At 70.6% G+C, this 15,571-nt stretch carries 16 protein-coding genes and 1 pseudogene; 6 read left to right on the top strand and 11 right to left on the bottom strand.

All coding sequences use genetic code 11. From position 1 onward, the window contains the following. Window positions 1-1,318, top strand: a pseudogene (locus JM949_RS13860) (chromosome partitioning protein); the annotation flags it as partial. Window positions 1,319-1,361: 43 nt separating this feature from the next. Here JM949_RS13860 and JM949_RS13865 read toward each other — a convergent pair. Continuing rightward, window positions 1,362-1,790, bottom strand: coding sequence for a DUF3151 domain-containing protein (locus JM949_RS13865; RefSeq protein WP_203148906.1), 429 nt, complete (start codon window positions 1,788-1,790; stop codon window positions 1,362-1,364). Window positions 1,791-2,039: 249 nt separating this feature from the next. Between JM949_RS13865 and JM949_RS13870 the strand changes: the two genes are divergently transcribed. Continuing rightward, window positions 2,040-3,233: an LOG family protein gene (locus JM949_RS13870; protein ID WP_203148907.1), complete on the top strand. Its 1,194-nt coding sequence runs from the start codon at window positions 2,040-2,042 to the stop codon at window positions 3,231-3,233. 51 nt (window positions 3,234-3,284) lie between these two features. On the opposite strand, the gene fbaA is transcribed toward JM949_RS13870, so the two are convergent. Together fbaA and JM949_RS13880 are read right to left on the bottom strand one after the other, a co-directional pair. Next, window positions 3,285-4,310, bottom strand: coding sequence for a class II fructose-bisphosphate aldolase (gene fbaA, locus JM949_RS13875; RefSeq protein WP_124771129.1), 1,026 nt, complete (start codon window positions 4,308-4,310; stop codon window positions 3,285-3,287). 135 nt (window positions 4,311-4,445) lie between these two features. Next, on the bottom strand, window positions 4,446-4,829 hold the full coding sequence (locus JM949_RS13880) for a phage holin family protein (protein WP_203148908.1): 384 nt from the start codon (window positions 4,827-4,829) through the stop codon (window positions 4,446-4,448). Window positions 4,830-4,952: 123 nt separating this feature from the next. On the opposite strand from JM949_RS13880, the gene JM949_RS13885 reads away from it, so the two are divergent. Both JM949_RS13885 and JM949_RS13890 read left to right on the top strand, forming a co-directional pair. Beyond that, a complete protein-coding gene (locus tag JM949_RS13885; RefSeq protein ID WP_203148909.1) occupies window positions 4,953-5,165 on the top strand; it encodes a hypothetical protein in 213 nt (70 codons plus the stop codon). A gap of 146 nt (window positions 5,166-5,311) precedes the next feature. Next, window positions 5,312-6,874: an LPXTG cell wall anchor domain-containing protein gene (locus tag JM949_RS13890; protein ID WP_203148910.1), complete on the top strand. Its 1,563-nt coding sequence runs from the start codon at window positions 5,312-5,314 to the stop codon at window positions 6,872-6,874. A gap of 72 nt (window positions 6,875-6,946) precedes the next feature. Here JM949_RS13890 and JM949_RS13895 read toward each other — a convergent pair whose 3' ends face one another. Together JM949_RS13895 and JM949_RS13900 are read right to left on the bottom strand one after the other, a co-directional pair. Further along, window positions 6,947-8,017: an LCP family protein gene (locus JM949_RS13895; protein WP_203148929.1), complete on the bottom strand. Its 1,071-nt coding sequence runs from the start codon at window positions 8,015-8,017 to the stop codon at window positions 6,947-6,949. Window positions 8,018-8,019: 2 nt separating this feature from the next. After that, window positions 8,020-8,499, bottom strand: a complete 480-nt coding sequence (locus tag JM949_RS13900; RefSeq protein WP_203148911.1) for a SigE family RNA polymerase sigma factor — start codon at window positions 8,497-8,499, stop codon at window positions 8,020-8,022. 181 nt (window positions 8,500-8,680) lie between these two features. Here JM949_RS13900 and JM949_RS13905 point away from each other — a divergent pair, with 181 nt between their 5' ends. Together JM949_RS13905 and JM949_RS13910 are read left to right on the top strand one after the other, a co-directional pair. Then, a complete protein-coding gene (locus JM949_RS13905; RefSeq protein WP_203148912.1) occupies window positions 8,681-10,237 on the top strand; it encodes an LPXTG cell wall anchor domain-containing protein in 1,557 nt (518 codons plus the stop codon). Between the two features lie 127 nt (window positions 10,238-10,364). After that, the gene (locus JM949_RS13910; RefSeq protein ID WP_203148913.1) at window positions 10,365-11,189 is read left to right on the top strand and encodes a DedA family protein; all 825 of its coding nucleotides are present in this window, start codon (window positions 10,365-10,367) and stop codon (window positions 11,187-11,189) included. A gap of 166 nt (window positions 11,190-11,355) precedes the next feature. On the opposite strand, the gene JM949_RS13915 is transcribed toward JM949_RS13910, so the two are convergent. The 6 genes from JM949_RS13915 to JM949_RS13940 form a co-directional block, all read right to left on the bottom strand. Continuing rightward, a complete protein-coding gene (locus JM949_RS13915) occupies window positions 11,356-11,733 on the bottom strand; it encodes an ArsR/SmtB family transcription factor (RefSeq protein ID WP_030332125.1) in 378 nt (125 codons plus the stop codon). A 57-nt stretch (window positions 11,734-11,790) separates the two neighbouring features. Further along, on the bottom strand, window positions 11,791-12,330 hold the full coding sequence (gene pyrE, locus JM949_RS13920) for an orotate phosphoribosyltransferase (protein WP_203148914.1): 540 nt from the start codon (window positions 12,328-12,330) through the stop codon (window positions 11,791-11,793). A gap of 168 nt (window positions 12,331-12,498) precedes the next feature. Next, window positions 12,499-13,308: an SDR family NAD(P)-dependent oxidoreductase gene (locus JM949_RS13925; RefSeq protein WP_203148915.1), complete on the bottom strand. Its 810-nt coding sequence runs from the start codon at window positions 13,306-13,308 to the stop codon at window positions 12,499-12,501. A gap of 10 nt (window positions 13,309-13,318) precedes the next feature. Then, window positions 13,319-13,975: a hypothetical protein gene (locus JM949_RS13930; protein ID WP_203148916.1), complete on the bottom strand. Its 657-nt coding sequence runs from the start codon at window positions 13,973-13,975 to the stop codon at window positions 13,319-13,321. 72 nt (window positions 13,976-14,047) lie between these two features. Beyond that, the gene (locus tag JM949_RS13935; RefSeq protein ID WP_203148917.1) at window positions 14,048-14,818 is read right to left on the bottom strand and encodes a hypothetical protein; all 771 of its coding nucleotides are present in this window, start codon (window positions 14,816-14,818) and stop codon (window positions 14,048-14,050) included. A 92-nt stretch (window positions 14,819-14,910) separates the two neighbouring features. Next, on the bottom strand, window positions 14,911-15,507 hold the full coding sequence (locus JM949_RS13940) for a DUF4178 domain-containing protein (RefSeq protein WP_203148918.1): 597 nt from the start codon (window positions 15,505-15,507) through the stop codon (window positions 14,911-14,913). Window positions 15,508-15,571 lie beyond the last annotated feature (64 nt).

A 15,571-nucleotide genomic window follows, 5' to 3' on the forward strand; every position in this document is an offset into this window, starting at 1 on the left:
GGCCGGCACGGCACCGCCGCCGGCACCGATCCCGCCGCAAGCCGCCGGCCCCGCGCCGGCACACCCCGGGCAAGCGCACCCCGGGCAGCCGTTCACACCGGGGATCCCCGGCCAGACCGGCCCGGCGCAGATCCCACCCCCGCCGGACCTGACGCAGTTCGGCAATCCGCCGCAGCCGAGCCCCGCACCGCAGCAGGCAGTTCCACCAACCCCACCGCCCGGCCCGTTCCCACCCTCGCCGGGCTGGTACCCGCCGCCCTGGCAGCAGGGCGCGCCCGGTGCCACCCCTGGCCAGCCGTACCAGGAGCCCGACGGGGCGGCCCGGGTGCCGGCCACCGGTTATCCGGACCCGGCCGGCTATCCGGATGCGAGCTGGACACCGGAGGCCAGCGCGGCACCGACCGCCGAGGACTTCGCCCGACGCCGCCAGGTTCGGCCCGCCGAGCCGGTGGCGACCATGGGTGTACGCGCGGTGGTCAACAAGATGGGCCTGCTCCGGCTCTCCCCGGGGCGGCACGAGCAGGAACTCAAGCGGGACATCGAGATGGTGCGCCGCAACTTCGGTGGGCTACGGCAGGTGACAGTGGTCAACCCGAAGGGTGGCGCGGGCAAGACGGTGGCGATCCTGCTGCTCGCGATGACGTTCGGTCAGAAGCGCGGCGGCTACGTGCTGGCCTGGGACAACAACGAGACGCAGGGCACCCTCGGGATGCGCGCCCAGCAGGACTTCCACTCCCGCACGGTGCGGGACATGCTGCGTGACCTCGGGCAGTTCCAGGGGGCGCACGGGCGGGTCGGCGACCTGTCGCAGTATGTCCGCTCTCAGGGCGAGGGGATGTTCGACGTGCTGGCGTCGGACGAGTCGGCCACCGGCGGCGAAATGCTCACGGCCGCCGCGTTCGCCGAGATCCGCGAGGTGGTCAGTCGGTTCTACAAGTTGATCTTCGTGGATACCGGGAACAACGTCCGGGCGCAGAACTGGCAGGCCTCGATGGATGCCACCGACCAGTTGGTGGTCACCATGTCGGCCCGTAACGACTCGGCGGAGACCGCCGCCCGGATGCTCGACCACCTGGAGCAGAGCGGCCGGCAGCGGCTGGTCCGGCAGGCCGTGACAGTGGTGTCGATGCCGCCGTCCCGCAAGGAGATCGACCTGCCGGCCATCCAGGAACACTTCGCGGCCCGCACCCGGGTGGTGCTGCTGGCCCCGTACGAGCGGCTCATCGACAGCGGCGAGCCGATCCGGTACGGCGGGCTCTCCTCGGCCACCCGGGACGCCTGGCTGAAGATCGCCGCCGCGGTCGCCGAAGGGCTCTGACCAGCCGACGGCCGGCCCGGTGTCGGGCGGCGTCGGAACGCTGTCAGTTGCTCGCCAGCGCGTCCGCCGCTTCCGGGTCGCAGTCACGCAGGAACTGGGCGCAGCGGGCCGCCTCGTCGGCCTCGCCGATCTCGTCGGCGGCCCGGGACAGCACGTACAGGCAGCGGAGGAAGCCCTGGTTGGGCTCGTGCGCCCACGGCACCGGGCCGTACCCCTTCCAGCCACTGCGGCGTAGCTGGTCGAGGCCCCGGTGGTAGCCGGTGCGCGCGTACGCGTACGCCGCCACGACCTGGTCATGCCCGAACGCCCGGGCCGCGAGTTCCGCCCAGGCCGCGCTGTAGGTCGGGAAACCGGCCGCCACGGCGGCGAACGCCTCGTCGGTGCCGGTCTCGTTCGCGGCAGCCAGGGCCGCGTCGGCCTCGTCGTTCGCGGGCAGGCGGGTGGCCGGTGGCTCTGGCAAAAGGTTCTGCATCGCCCCATTCAACCCGCTGGACAGTGCGACACGCGAGCGGGTCGGCCGACGCGTCCCGCTGAACGGATGAGGAGTTGGTCACGCCTGCGGCCTATGCCGCCACCAGGTGTTTTCCATTACAACTAATAGTCCGGAGCCTCCCCAGGAACCGGTAACGCAGGAGCCCGGTGGCCACGACCACCGGGCTCCTGTCGGTTCCCGGTCCAGCCCGAGGTTTGGCCCGCCCCAACGGACGGGCAGGATGGCCGGGTGCCGACCCCACCTCCCGCAGACGTCATCGAGCCACACCTGCACGCCGGTGAGATCCAGACCCGGGCCGAGTTCGACCAGCAGCTGGTCACCGGCCGGCTGACCGGGTTGACCGTGCAGGGCCTGCGCCTCGACCTCACGCCGGTGCCCGACCTGACCGGCGTCGAGGTGGCCGGCACCCTCTTCGTCGGATGCCGGTTCGCGTCCCGGGACGTCGGCGCCGACCTGGTCCGGCGGGGCGCGAACGTGGTGCCGCCGTTCTCCGGACTGCCGTACCCGACGCAGCCGACGCACCTCTACACCCCGGAGGAGCTGGCCGCCGGGTTCGCCGAGGGCGGGTTCACCGGGATGTACGACACCCGGGTGTACGAGCACTACCGGGCGCACGGCGGCGCGTTGCCGGACGTCAAGGAGGCGCTCGGTCAACGGCTGCACGACCACGGTGTGGACAACGCGCTGGCCGACGCCACCCGGGACTGGCTCGCCGGGCACGGGCCGCAGTCGGTGGTGGGCATCATGGGCGGTCACGCGGTACGACGCGGCAGTCCCGCGTACCGGATGGCGGCGGTGCTGGGGTGGGAGCTGGCGCGGGCCGACCGGCTGGTGGTGACCGGTGGCGGCCCCGGGGTGATGGAGGCGGCGAACCTCGGCGCCTACCTGGCGGACCGACCGGCGACGGACGTGACGGCCGCGATCGACCTACTGGCCACCGCCCCCGACTTCACCGACCACCACCGGTACACGGCCACCGCACTGACGGTCCGACAGCGGTACGCGGGGGTGCCCCGGCAACGTGGCGACGAGTTGGGCTGGGCACGGGCCGGTGGTCTGGCCATTCCGACCTGGCTGTACGGGCACGAGCCGGCGAACCTGTTCGCCGGGCGGATCGCGAAGTACTTCTCGAACGCGATCCGGGAGGACACCATCCTGCGGCTCGCCCGGGGTGGCATCGTCTTCGCCCCGGGGCGGGCCGGCACGGTGCAGGAGGTGTTTCAGGCGGCCACCAAGACCTACTACGGCACCGACGGGGCCAGCGGCGCGTACATCTTCCTGGACCGCGACTACTGGACCCGGGAGCTGCCGGTGGAGGCGTTGTTGCGCCCGCTGCTGGCCGCGTCCCCGTTCGGCGACCTGTCGGCGTCGATCCACCTCACCGACGACGTCCGCGAGGCCGTCCGCCTGCTGACGGCCTGACGAACAACGGCCGGCCCCCCGCGAGGGGAGCCGGCCGTCGGTGCGGCGTCGTTACTTGGTCATCGTGGTGCCGGTGGAACGCAGGTGCTCGCACGCCTCGACGACCCGGGCGGCCAGGCCAGCCTCGGCCGCCTTGCCCCAGGCCCGCGGGTCGTACTGCTTCTTGTTGCCGACCTCGCCGTCGATCTTCAGCACGCCGTCGTAGTTGCGGAGCATGTGGTCCGCGACCGGCCGGGTGAAGGCGTACTGGGTGTCGGTGTCGATGTTCATCTTCACCACGCCGTAGTCCAGCGCCTCGCGGATCTCGCTCAACAGGGAGCCGGAGCCGCCGTGGAAGACCAGGCTGAGCGGCTTGTCCTTGCCGTACTTGGCGCCGACCGCCTCCTGGATCTGGTTGAGGATCTCCGGACGCAGCTTGACGTTGCCCGGCTTGTAGACGCCGTGCACGTTGCCGAAGGTCAGCGCCGCCATGTAGCGGCCCTTCTCGCCGAGGCCGAGCGCCTCGACCATGGCCAGGCCGTCCTCGGTGGTGGTGTAGAGCTTGTCGTTGATGGCGTTCTCGACGCCGTCCTCCTCGCCACCGACGACGCCGACCTCGATCTCAAGGACGATCTTGGCCTTGGCGGCCTCGTCGAGCAGCTGCGCGGCGATCTGCAGGTTCTCCGCCACCGGCACGGCCGAGCCGTCCCACATGTGCGACTGGTACAGCGGCTCCTCGCCGCGCTTCACCCGCTCCTGCGAGATGCCCATCAGCGGACGGACGAACTTGTCCAGCTTGTCCTTCGGGCAGTGGTCGGTGTGCAGGGCGATGTTCACCGAGTACTTCTTGGCCACCTCGTGCGCGTACGCGGCGAACGCCACCGCGCCGGTGACCATGTCCTTGATCGAGGGACCGGAGAGGTATTCCGCACCACCGGTGGAGACCTGGATGATGCCGTCGCTCTCCGCGTCGGCGAAGCCCTTGAGCGCCGCATTCAGCGTCTGGGAGGAGGTCACGTTGATCGCGGGGTACGCGTACCGGCCAGCCTTGGCGCGGTCCAGCATCTCCGCGTAAGCCTCGGGGGAAGCGATGGGCATGGGATGCGCTCCTTAGTTACCACTCTCGGCCGTGCTGGCCGCTGCTCTTCATGTCTGCGCCGGACCGCGCTGTCCTCCGCCGGAAGTATCCCGTAGGTGAGGTGCGTCGGAACAACCGACCCGGGTGTCAGCCGTTCACCGGCGGTCCAGGTGGTCCGGCACGATGACGCTGATCAGCCAGGTGACCACTGTCATCACGATGGCTCCCCAGAACGCCGCCCAGAAACCGTCCACCTGGAACGGCAGGTCGAACCCGCGGGCGATCCGGTCGGCGAGCAGGAACAGCAACGCGTTGACCACAAGCGCGAACAGCCCCAGGGTCAACAGGTAGAACACGCAGCCGACGACCCGGATCACCGGCTTGAGCACCGCGTTGATCACACCGAAGATCAGCGCCACCACGATCAGGGTGAGGACGGTGTTGCCGCCCGAGCGGGCGTGCACGTCGACACCGGGCACGATCAGCGTGGTTATCCACAACGCGACAGCGGTGATCGCCAGCCTGATGAGGAAGCCCACGGCACCATCCTGGCATCGGGTCGCGTCCACGAGGGCTGATTCCGGCTACTCCGCCTCCCGGCGCGGTGCCGGCTCAGCCCGTACGGTGGGTGGGAACCGTGCCCCGAGACCCCGGGAGGGACGATGGGTCAGCCCGACGAGGACTTCACCCCCGGCGACCACCTCACGCCCGACGAACGCGACCCCGAGGCGGATCCGGCGGACGCGGTCGAGCAGGCCACGGTCGCCGGCCCGGCCGACGTCGACAGTGAGCCGCACCGCGGCCTGGAGGTCGACGACTGGGACGCGATGGAGCAGGCCCGGGTGGTCACCGGGGACGAGGACGACTACCGCTGATCCCGCCGCCGGGTCGGCTGCCCGTTGCGACAGAGGTGCTCAGCCGTTCGGGTCATTGGACAGTTATCGATCCGTAGGGGTTACCAGAGAGCCGGCGTCTCCCTAGGTTGGACGAGCGCCACCTGCACCCCCACTGGAGGACCCCCATGCTCAAGCACTCGCTGCGTTGGCTGACCGGCCTCGGCGCCGCAGGCGCGCTGGTCGCCGCCTCCGCGACCCCCGCCGTCGCGGCGGCCACAATCGAGCCCTACTTCCAGGACTCCACCCTGGCCGTCGGCGCGACGCCGACCACCCGCGCCCTGTTCCTGTACGCCGACGAGCCGACGGTCCTCACCGAGGTCTCGGTGCGATACGACTACCGCTCCCTGGCCAACAAGATCACCGTGGCCCCCGCCGACGGCCAGGAGTGCACCGCACCGGAGGCGGGCGTCCTCGTCTGCGAGGAGCCCGAGGACGTCGTCCTCCACGAGCTGCCGCCGATCGGCAGCGGGACCTACCGCAACGTGACGAAGCAGGTGCGCCTCGGCCTCACCGAAGACGCGCAGCTCGGTGACTCCGGGGACATCGCCGTCAGCTTCCAGGCTGCCGGCGGGCGGAGCGGCGGCTACACCTCGAACGTCCGGGTCGGCGAGGGGGTGGACCTGGCCGGCGGCCCGTTCACCGCCCTCTCCGCGAAGCCGGGTGGCAAGTTCACTGTGCCGCTGGCCGTGGCCAACGCCGGCGACAAGGTCGTCAACGGATTCGTCGCGGTCTTCGATCTCAGCTACTCGATCCGCACCAAGGACCGGTTCAGCAACTGCCGCTACGCCGACGACCACCTGGTCTCCTGCCAGTTCGACGAGGACATCCCGGTGGGCACCGGGCTCGTCGCCACGCTGAACCTCGAACTCGCCAAGGACACGTACGCGCCGACCAACCAGTCCGGCTACGCCCAGTTCATGACCATTTCCGACTTCGAGGACCTGACCCGGGTACGGGCAGCCGTCGGCGCCCGGGCGGCCACCACCGGCAGCGGTCCGAAGCTGACTCTGACCGAGGCACCCGGCAGGATGCGGAAGGCCGATCAGACCGACGTCGCCCCGGGCAACGACTACACCGGGTGGACCATCAAGGCCACCGGCACGAACGGCACCGACCTCGCGGCGATCGGCGCCACGCTCCAGGGCACTGCCGGCACCGTCGTCACGGCGACCGTGGGCTTCCGGAACAACGGCCCCGCGACGCTCGACAAGACGAACGGAGACTTCGAGGCCGCCACCCACACGGTCGTCGAGCTGCCGCCGGGCACCACCGCCGTCGAGGTCCCCGACAGCTGCCAGTTGCGGCAGGGCACCCGCACGTACCAGTGCGCCTCGGAGATGCTGCTGGTGGCCGGGCAGAGCTACACCATGAAGTTCCGGCTACGCGTCGACAGGGTCATCCCCAACGCCCGGGGTGCGGTGCGGGTCAACGCGCCGTGCGAGTGCCCCGCCGGCGGCGGCTTCCAGGACGACATCAAGCCGGCCAACGACAAGGCCACCATCGTGGTCAACGCGGCCCAGAGCGGCGGTGGCCAGGGTGACGGCGACGGTGGCGGTGGTGGGGGTGGTTCGCTGCCCATCACCGGCGCCCCCACCATCCTGATCGCCGGCATCGGGGTCCTGCTGCTCGTCAGCGGTGCGGGCTGCTACCTGCTCGCCCGACGCCAAGGCAGCCGCTTCGCCGCCTGACCACCCCGACCCGACCGACGCCCCGCCGACCCGTACCGGGCCGGCGGGGCGTCGTCGTGATGTCCTCGTCCGTCAGCGGACGGGATCGACCTGCTCCGGGTGCTGAGCCACCCACTGCGCCAACCGATCCTCGCGCAGCGCGGCGAGGAACGCCGGGCCCCGCTTCGGGTCCAGCGGCAACCGCGACGAGCTGTTCACCAGCGGGCCGACCGGGAGGCTGAGCCCCACCGGTTCGACGGTCTTGAGCTCGGGTAGCACCCCCACCAGCCTGGTCAGCGGCAGGCCGTCGTCGTCGACCGTCAGACCCTTACCGGCCGCGAACAGCAGCGCGGTGAGCCGGACCGGATTGGTCAGCACGTCCTGTGCGACCGCCGCTCGGACCAGACCGGCGACGTAGCGCTGGGCGTTACGGTCCCGGTCCAACGCGCCGTCGGGCAGGTACCGCCGTTGCCGCAGCAGGTCGACGGAGGCGGCTCCGTCGAGCCGCTGACAGCCGGCCGGAAAGACCCGGCGGGTGTGCCAGGACCGGACCTCCTTCGGCAGGCACACCTCCACCCCGTTGACGGCCTCGGTGATCCGGCGCAGCCCCGCGAAGGTCAGCACCGCGCCAGCGTCGACGCGTACCCCGGTCAGCTCGGCGACCACCCGGCGAGTCAGCTCGTAGCCGGCGTCCAGGTCGGGCCGGGGCTCGCCGGCACCGCCGAAGAACGCGGAGTTGAGCTTGTCGATCCCCCGGCCGGGGATCGACACCTCCAGGTCGCGCGGCAACGAGATGAGGTACGGCCGGCTCCGGTCGGCCGGGATGTGCACCAACAGGATGGAGTCCGCCAACCGGTACGACGGTTGCTCACCGAAGCCGTCCACGCCGAGCAGCAGAACGTTCAGCGCCCCCGCCGCCGCCGGCCGACCCGACTCCCCGGCAAGCGCCGCGGCCGGCGGCGGCCCGGCGCGCTCCGAGGTGAGCAACGGCACCCCGATTCCCAGTACGCCGAGCAGCGCCAGAGCGGTGCCACCGGCCTGCCAACGCTGGCGACGGCGGCGGCGACGGGTCGCCAGCCGGTCGATCGCGGCCCGCAGCGGGCCGGTCGACGGGGTCAACGGCTCGTGCCGGGCGAACGCGGCACGCAGGTCGTCCTCAATCATCTTCACGCCTCCACGTACTCGGCCCGGAGCGTGGCCAGGGCCCGGGAGATGGACGAACGGACGGTCCCGACGGCGCAGCCGAGAACGTCGGCGATCTCGGCGTCGGGTAGGTCCTCGTAATAGCGCAGCACCAGGACGGCGCGTTGCCGACGGGGCAGCCGGGACAGCCAGGACCAGATCTGGTCGCGGTCCACCGCCGACTGGGTGTGGTCGGTGGACACCGCCACCGTCTCGTCGGGCTCACCCCGCAGCAGCACCCGACGGACCCAGGAGCCGCGCCGCCAGTCGACGTACTGGTTGGTGAGCATCCGGCGCACGTATCGCTCGGGTGAGTCCGCCCGGGCGACCCGACGCCAGTTGAGCTGGACCCGGACCATGGTCTCCTGGACCAGATCCTGAGCCTGGTGCGGATCTCCGGTCAGCATCACCGCGTACCGCAGTAGCGGCGCCAACCGCGCATCCACGAACTCCTCGTACGTCACTGCACCTCCCGGGGCTCCTGCCTCAGATGACGGGAGCGGGCACGCCGAACGTTGCGGTGCAGTTGATCAGCCTTTCGGCTGGTCTTGCTCGCCCGGCGACGCTCGGGGCGGCGGTGAACCTTAACGGCTCCTTAAGCTCCACGGGCTCCACCTCGATCCCCCTTACTGGAGGAACCCCCTCATGCGCAACCACTCCACCCGGCGTTGGCTCGCCGGGCTGGGCGTAGCAGGCGCGTTCGTCGCCGCCTCCGCCACCCCTGTCTCGGCCGCACCGGCCGAGGAGTTCGAGCTGTACGCGAACAACCTGATCGTCGCCGCCGGTGGACCCGAGAAGTGGGTCTCGCTCTACTCCTTCGTGGACCAGCCGTTCACCGACTACACAGTGACGGTGGACCGCAGCGCCGTCAGCGGGTTCGCGGACGTCCAGGAGCCCGAGGGCTACGGGACCTGCACCGCGGCCGGCGCGATGCTGACCTGCACCGTCAAGGGCGACCCGGAGCCGGATCTGGACCTGCTGACGCTGGCCGTGGTGCCGCGCGCCGGTGCCCAGGCGGGAGAGGAGGGCGAACTCGCCTTCACCGTCACCACCCCGGAGTCCGGCACCGCGACGTTCCGTTCGACGGTTGCCGTCGGCGAGGGTGTCGACCTCGCCGCGGAGCACTTCGTGCAGCTGGACGGCAAGCCGGGTGGCACCGTCAAGGCACCACTGAGCGTGGCGAACCGGGGCGACAAGGTCGCCCGAGGCAGCGTTCTCTTCTTCTTCGGCTCCTACGGGTTCACTCCCACCAAGCGCTACGAGAACTGCCAGTACGCCGCGGACGACTACGACGACAACGCGTTCGCCTGCACCTTCGACACCGACCTGGAGCCGGGCGAGGCGGCTCGGCTGGACTCGACCTTCGGGTTCAGCATCCCCGCGGACAGCTGGGCGCCGAACAACCACTACGGCTACGCCGCGTGGTACACCCCGGCCGACTGGCAGGAGTTCCGCTCACAGGTCGGCGTCGCCGGTGATCTCGGCCCGAAGGGCGACGCGCCCGCTCTCAAGCTCGAACCGGTGGCCCCATCCAGGAGCCGTGCGCTCGGCCAGACGGATGTTGACCCGTACAACAACGAGATGCAACTACAGCTTGAGGTCAAGGGCGACCAGAAGGCCGATGTGGCGGCGATCGGGGCAACCGTCAGTGCTCAGGTAGGCGAGACCGTCGCGGCGAAGGTCGGGTACACCAACAACGGCCCGGCAGCCATCGGCGTCGGCGGCGACGGGGGTGTGTACACCGGCGTGGTGGTGACTGTGCCGGTGGGCACCACCGCGGTGACCGTGCCGGAGACCTGTGACGACCTCAGCGACACCAGTGGCAACAGCACGGGCAAGCCGGGCGCGGCCGCGTACGTCTGCTTCACCCCGGACCGGGTGAAGCCCGGTGAGCGGGTCGACTTCGAGTTCGGCCTGCGCGTCGACAGGGCCGGCGCCCTCGCCGGGACCATCGAGCTGCGCCACGCGTTCGGGGACAACGAGGCCGAGGACCTTAACGCCGCCAACGACACCGCCCAGATCCTGGTGAACGCGAACGGCGGCCAGGGTGGCGGCAACGGCGGTGGTGACGGTGACGGCGGCTCGCTGCCGATCACCGGTCAGTCCACCGGCCTGATCGCCGGCCTGGGCGCGGTGCTGCTCGCCGCCGGTGTCGGCGGCTACCTGGCGGCAAAGCGCCGGCGGACCCGCTTCGTCGCCTGATCCATCCGCATCACCGGTGCCCCGCCGACCATCCGGTCGGCGGGGCACCGTCGTTGGGCCCCGCTCCGCGAGGGGGTGGTGAGCAGCCGGTCCGGCGTGGTGCGGCACCTGAGCTTCGGTACCCTTTGTGGCCGTGGACACAGCTGAGACGACTCGCGCTCTCGTGGAGAGCGTCGCCCTGAACCCGCTCGATCCCAAGGAGTTGTTGCAGACCTTCGGGCTGATCGGCGTGTGGGTGATCCTCTTCGCCGAGACCGGTCTGCTGGTGGGCTTTTTCTTCCCCGGTGACTCGCTGCTGTTCCTGGCCGGGGTCGCCTCGTCACCGGTGGCGGATGCGATCTTCGGTGACGGCACCCGCCTCTCGCTCGCCGGCCTGCTGATTGGCGGGCCGATCTGCGCGATCGCCGGCGCCCAGCTGGGGCACTGGCTCGGCGCGCGGTACGGCCGGCCGATGTTCGAGCGGCCGAACTCCCGACTCTTCAAGAAGGAGTACGTGGAGAAGGCCGAGTACTACTTCCAGAAGTTCGGCCCGGCGAAGGCCGTGGTGCTGGCGCGCTTCATTCCGATCGTCCGGACGTTCCTCAATCCGGTCGCGGGCGCGCTCGGCATGCCGGCCCGGAAGTTCCTGCTCTGGAACATCGTCGGTGCGGTGCTCTGGGTGGACGGCATCCTGCTGATCGGCTACCTGCTGGCCGAGCAGATCTACCAGGCCATCGGCGACAAGATCGACCACTACATCCTGCCGGTGGTCGCCCTGATCATCCTGATCTCGGTGCTGCCGATCTTCTTCGAGTTCCTCCGTGACCGGCGGGCCCGCAAGCGCGGCGAGGCGGTCGCGGTGGTCGCGGCGGCCAGTGCCGCCGGCGCTGTGGAGGCGGCCCGGGAGACGTTCGACCACGACCGGCACCAGCACGGCGGGCGTCAGCGCCCGGAGCACGGCCAGGACCGCTGACAGGTACGACGACGGCCGGCCCCCTGGTGCGGGGGTCGGCCGTCGGCATGTCGGACCCGGCCTCCGGTGGTGCGACCGGGGACGAGCAGGTGTCACTCACCGATGGCGCCACCCCTGGCTCGCCACCGGACGCCGTCCCGACCCGGGACGGCGTGTAGCGCCTCGGTCAGCGAGCCTTCTTGGTGGCTCGCTTGCGCGGCGGGGTCAGCAGGTCGGCGATCGTCGCGATCGCACTCGGGACCAGGCTGTAGTACGCCCAGACACCGCGCTTCTCCCGCTGCAGCAAGCCAGCCTCGGTGAGGATGCGCAGGTGATGACTGACCGTCGGCTGGGAGAGGCCGAGCGGCGCGGTCAGGTCACAGACGCACGCCTCGCCCTCGGGGGCCGACTGGATCAGGCTGAGCAGCCGCAACCGAGCAGGATCAGCAAGGGCCTTGAGGACCCCGGCGAGGCGCTCGGCATCGGCACGTTCGATCGGCTCGCCGTTCAACGGCGAGATCTGAGGCATAGTCATTTCGGCCAACGCAGTTCCCACGTATTCCATCCTTCCACCAGCAGCATCGATCCGCCTGCATATCAGCAGATCCGAATCGGCAGACTTTTACGCCACAAGGCCGAGGTCAGCCAACGTATAGGCCGCCCGGTACGGCAATCCGGCGGCTCGCACCGCGTCGCCGGCGCCTCGATCAACAATAACCACCACGCCCACGACTTCCGCCCCGGCCTCACGAAGCGCCTCGACAGCGGTCAGCACGCTGCCGCCCGTCGTCGAGGTGTCCTCCACCGCCAACACTCGGCGGCCGGCCACCTCCGGCCCCTCGATCCGCCGTTGCAGACCGTGGGCCTTGCCCGCCTTGCGCACCACAAAGGCGTCCAGGGCCCGGCCGGTCGGAGCGGCGGCGTGCAGCATCGAGAGCGCGACAGGGTCCGCGCCCAGGGTGAGGCCGCCGACGGCGTCGTACTCCCAATCGGCGGTGAGGTCGAGCAGCACCCGGCCGACCAATGGAGCGGCCTGGTGATGGAGCGTGACGCGACGCAGGTCCACGTACCAGTCCGCCTCACGCCCCGACGAGAGCACGACCCGTCCGTGGACCACAGCCAGGTCGGTAATGAATTTACGCAGGTCGTCGTGGTCCCCCATGGCGATAGAGGTTACTGCGCAAGTCTGAACGCCGCGTGCGGGGTCCACCCTGATCAGCCCCGAGAGGGACCGATGGTTGGCTATGTTCGACTACGCTCAGCGACTGCTCGGACAGCGGCGCGCCAACGTTGTCTTTTCGGTCGACGTGGCCCGCCTGCCGTTCGACGCTCAGCGCTCGTCGCGACCGATGCGACCGCGAGTGTCCCGCGCGACCGCCTGGAGCAGCCACCGCGGCGTGTGTCGCAGACCGGCGACGGCCACCTTGTACTTCCACGCCGGGATGCTGACCATCTTGCCTTTCCGCAGGTCACGCAGGGCTTCGTCGACCACATCCTCGGCCCGCAGCCACAGCCACTCCGGCGTCTTGGACATGTTGATGCCGGCTCGCTGGTGGAATTCCGTACGGGTGTAGCCGGGACAGAGAGCCATCACCCGAACACCGAACGGTCGCGTCGACTGGCCGACGGACTCGCTGAAGTTGGTGACCCAGGCCTTGCTGGCCGAGTATGTCGAGCCGGGCATCACCGTGCCGAACCCCGCAACGGAAGAGACATTTATCACTGCCCCATTCCGCCGTTCGGTCATCGGTCGCAGCGCTGCCAGGGTCAGTCGCATGACCGCGTGCACGTTGAGCCGGAGTAGGCGCGCCTCGTCCTCGGCTGTGGAACGCAGAAACGGTTTGTTCAGGCTGATCCCGGCATTGTTGACGAGCATCTGCACCGGACTGCCGGCGGCGAGCCGCTCCTCGACGACGGCACAGCCGTCGTCGGTGGACAGATCCGCCGGAATCGTCTCCACCTCGCGGCCGTACGTCGAGCCCAGCTCGGTGGCCAACTCGGTGAGCCGGGCCGCGTCCCGGGCGACCAGTACCAGCTGCCAGCCGTCGGCGGCCAGCCGGCGGGTGAACGCCGCACCAATGCCGGCGGTCGCCCCGGTGATCAGAGCGCGACGCTCGGCAGTCGTGGGGTCGAGCGGCACGGGGCGATCCTCACCTGGGCTGGTACGGGGATGTCGGCGGCGCCGACGAGGGCTGGTGCGGTGCGGGCGTGAACGGGGTCGGTGCGGGTGGCACGGTCGAGCGGTGGCGACCGAACCAGATGTTCGCCGCCGGCAGGGCCAGCAGCGTAGCTACTACAAGGTAACCGAGCCCCTGCGCGACGGAAAGCCCGGCGTTGAGCGGGATCCACCAGGATGGGTACGCGTCCCCGATGAGGCCCAGCAGTTCGGCGAGTGACCGCTCGTCGGAGCCCAGTCGCAGGGGCGCGGCCCGTTCGCCGACGACCACCGCCACACTGCAACAGCCGGCGAGCAGGCCGAGCCCGCTGACCACCCAGGTGGCCACCCGGACACCGTTGCGACCGGTGAGCAGCCCGAGGGCGAGGCCGGCGAGCACCGGCGCGGACAGCGCCGCCAGCAATGCCGACAGCACCGCGGACGCGCGGAGCAGGTTCACCACGTCGTCGATCTCCTGCGGGCTCGCCGAGGTGTCGCGGGCGGCGGAGCGGAACGCGTCGACAGTGCCGCCCAGCACCACCAGGTCGACCACGGTGTACGCGAGTGCGCCGACCGCCATCACCAACAGCACTGTCGCGGCCGACAGGACCACGGCGGGTCGGCGGGGCGGTGCCGGTTCCGGGTACGACACGACGAATCCCTCCGGTAGGCGTCGGGTTGCAACCTACTCGGAGGGATCGTCGGCGTCGTGCTTACCGAGCGGTCAACTCGTCGACGGCGGGGTTGAGCCGGGCCGGTCGGTGGGCGGCGCGTCGTCCGGCCGGTCCGCCGCCGGTGGCGCCGGGTAGCCCGGCTCGCCGCTCGACGGGTACCCCGGCTCGCCGGACGCCTGCGGGTAGCCGGGCTGACCCGGAGCCTGCGGGTGCCCGGGGTAGCTGGCGCCCGGGGTCGGCGGCTCCCACACCGCGGTGGGCTTGCGGAAGAACGGGTTCGCCTTGGGGAGCGCCAGCAGGATCAACGCCGTGATCAGCGCGATCAGGCTGAGCACGCCGAGCAGGAGGCTCACCGGGGTGACCCAGGAGGGCAGCGCATCCTCGAGTCGGCGCTGGATCTCCTCGGCGCTCGGCCCGTCGCCGCCGGTGTTGCCACCGGTGGTCAGGCCGCCGGCCGCACTGCTGAGCAGGCCACCGCCCGTGCAGCAGACCATGATGCCGCCGACGATCCAGGTGGTGATGCGGGCACCGTTGCGGCCCTTGTTGTTGAACAGGGCGAGGACGGCCAGCACGACAGCGAGCAGCAACAGCAGGATGGCGCTGCCGATGCCGACGGCGACGAAGACGTCCGCCACCTGGTCGGCGTTGTCAACGGTGCTGCCCGCGTACGCGTCACGGAGGGCGTCCCGCGTCTTACCGATGGTGCTGAGCGTGATGATCAGACTGATCACCTGGCACGCCAGGAACAGGAAGAGCAGATAGCTGGAAATCGACACAATGGATGGCCGCTGACGGGCCGGCGTGCTCTGGGAATCGACCACGATTCTCCTTCCCTAAGATCGCGCCCACACCGTATCGACAACCAGCCACTTCGGCATGCCGTGGCGGGCCCGGCGCGCCCAGCCGGTCCGGCTCAATCGGTTTCGGGGGTGCGACGGATCGTCAGGTCGGCGGGGTCGAGCAGGTCGCCGCGCGCCACTCTCCAGCCCTCCTCGCCGTACGCCTCGAAGGAGAGCCGCGCGGCGCCGCCGGACTGGTAGTCGTGGTAGCGCATGGTCCCGGCCGACGGCAGCTCGGTCTCGCCGATCGCCGAGTAGCGCGCCTGGCCGGTCTCGGCCCAGGTGTAGCGCCGTCCGCCGAGGTCGATGGTCGGGGCACCGGGGGTGACGGTCGCGGCGGGCTCGGCCGTCCAGAGCACCAACTCGAGTTCGGGGCCGTCCTCCACGGAGAGTCGGTGCTGAGTGCCGGAGTCGTCGTCGAGCAGGTGCTGCACCCAGCTCCAGTCGCCTTCGACCAGGCGGATGGTGGCGCTCACCGCGTACTCCCGCTCGCGGATCCGCACGCGGTCGCCGGGGGCCAGGCGGAGCAGACCGCCGCGGCTGGGCTGTCCGGCCGGTGGCACGTCGTCCGGCCGGGCCGTCGCCCGCCGCCGGGCCCGCACGACGGTCAGGAACACCACCACCGCGAGTACGGCGAGCGCCGCCGCCAGGGACGTCACCAGCGCGTCCACCCGACCACCTCCCCAGGTTCGTCGGCGCGAACGGTAACAACCTTCGGCACCTCCCGGACCCTTA

The sequence above is a fragment of the Micromonospora tarensis genome (assembly GCF_016803395.1).
Classification (GTDB): Bacteria; Actinomycetota; Actinomycetes; order Mycobacteriales; family Micromonosporaceae; genus Micromonospora; species Micromonospora tarensis.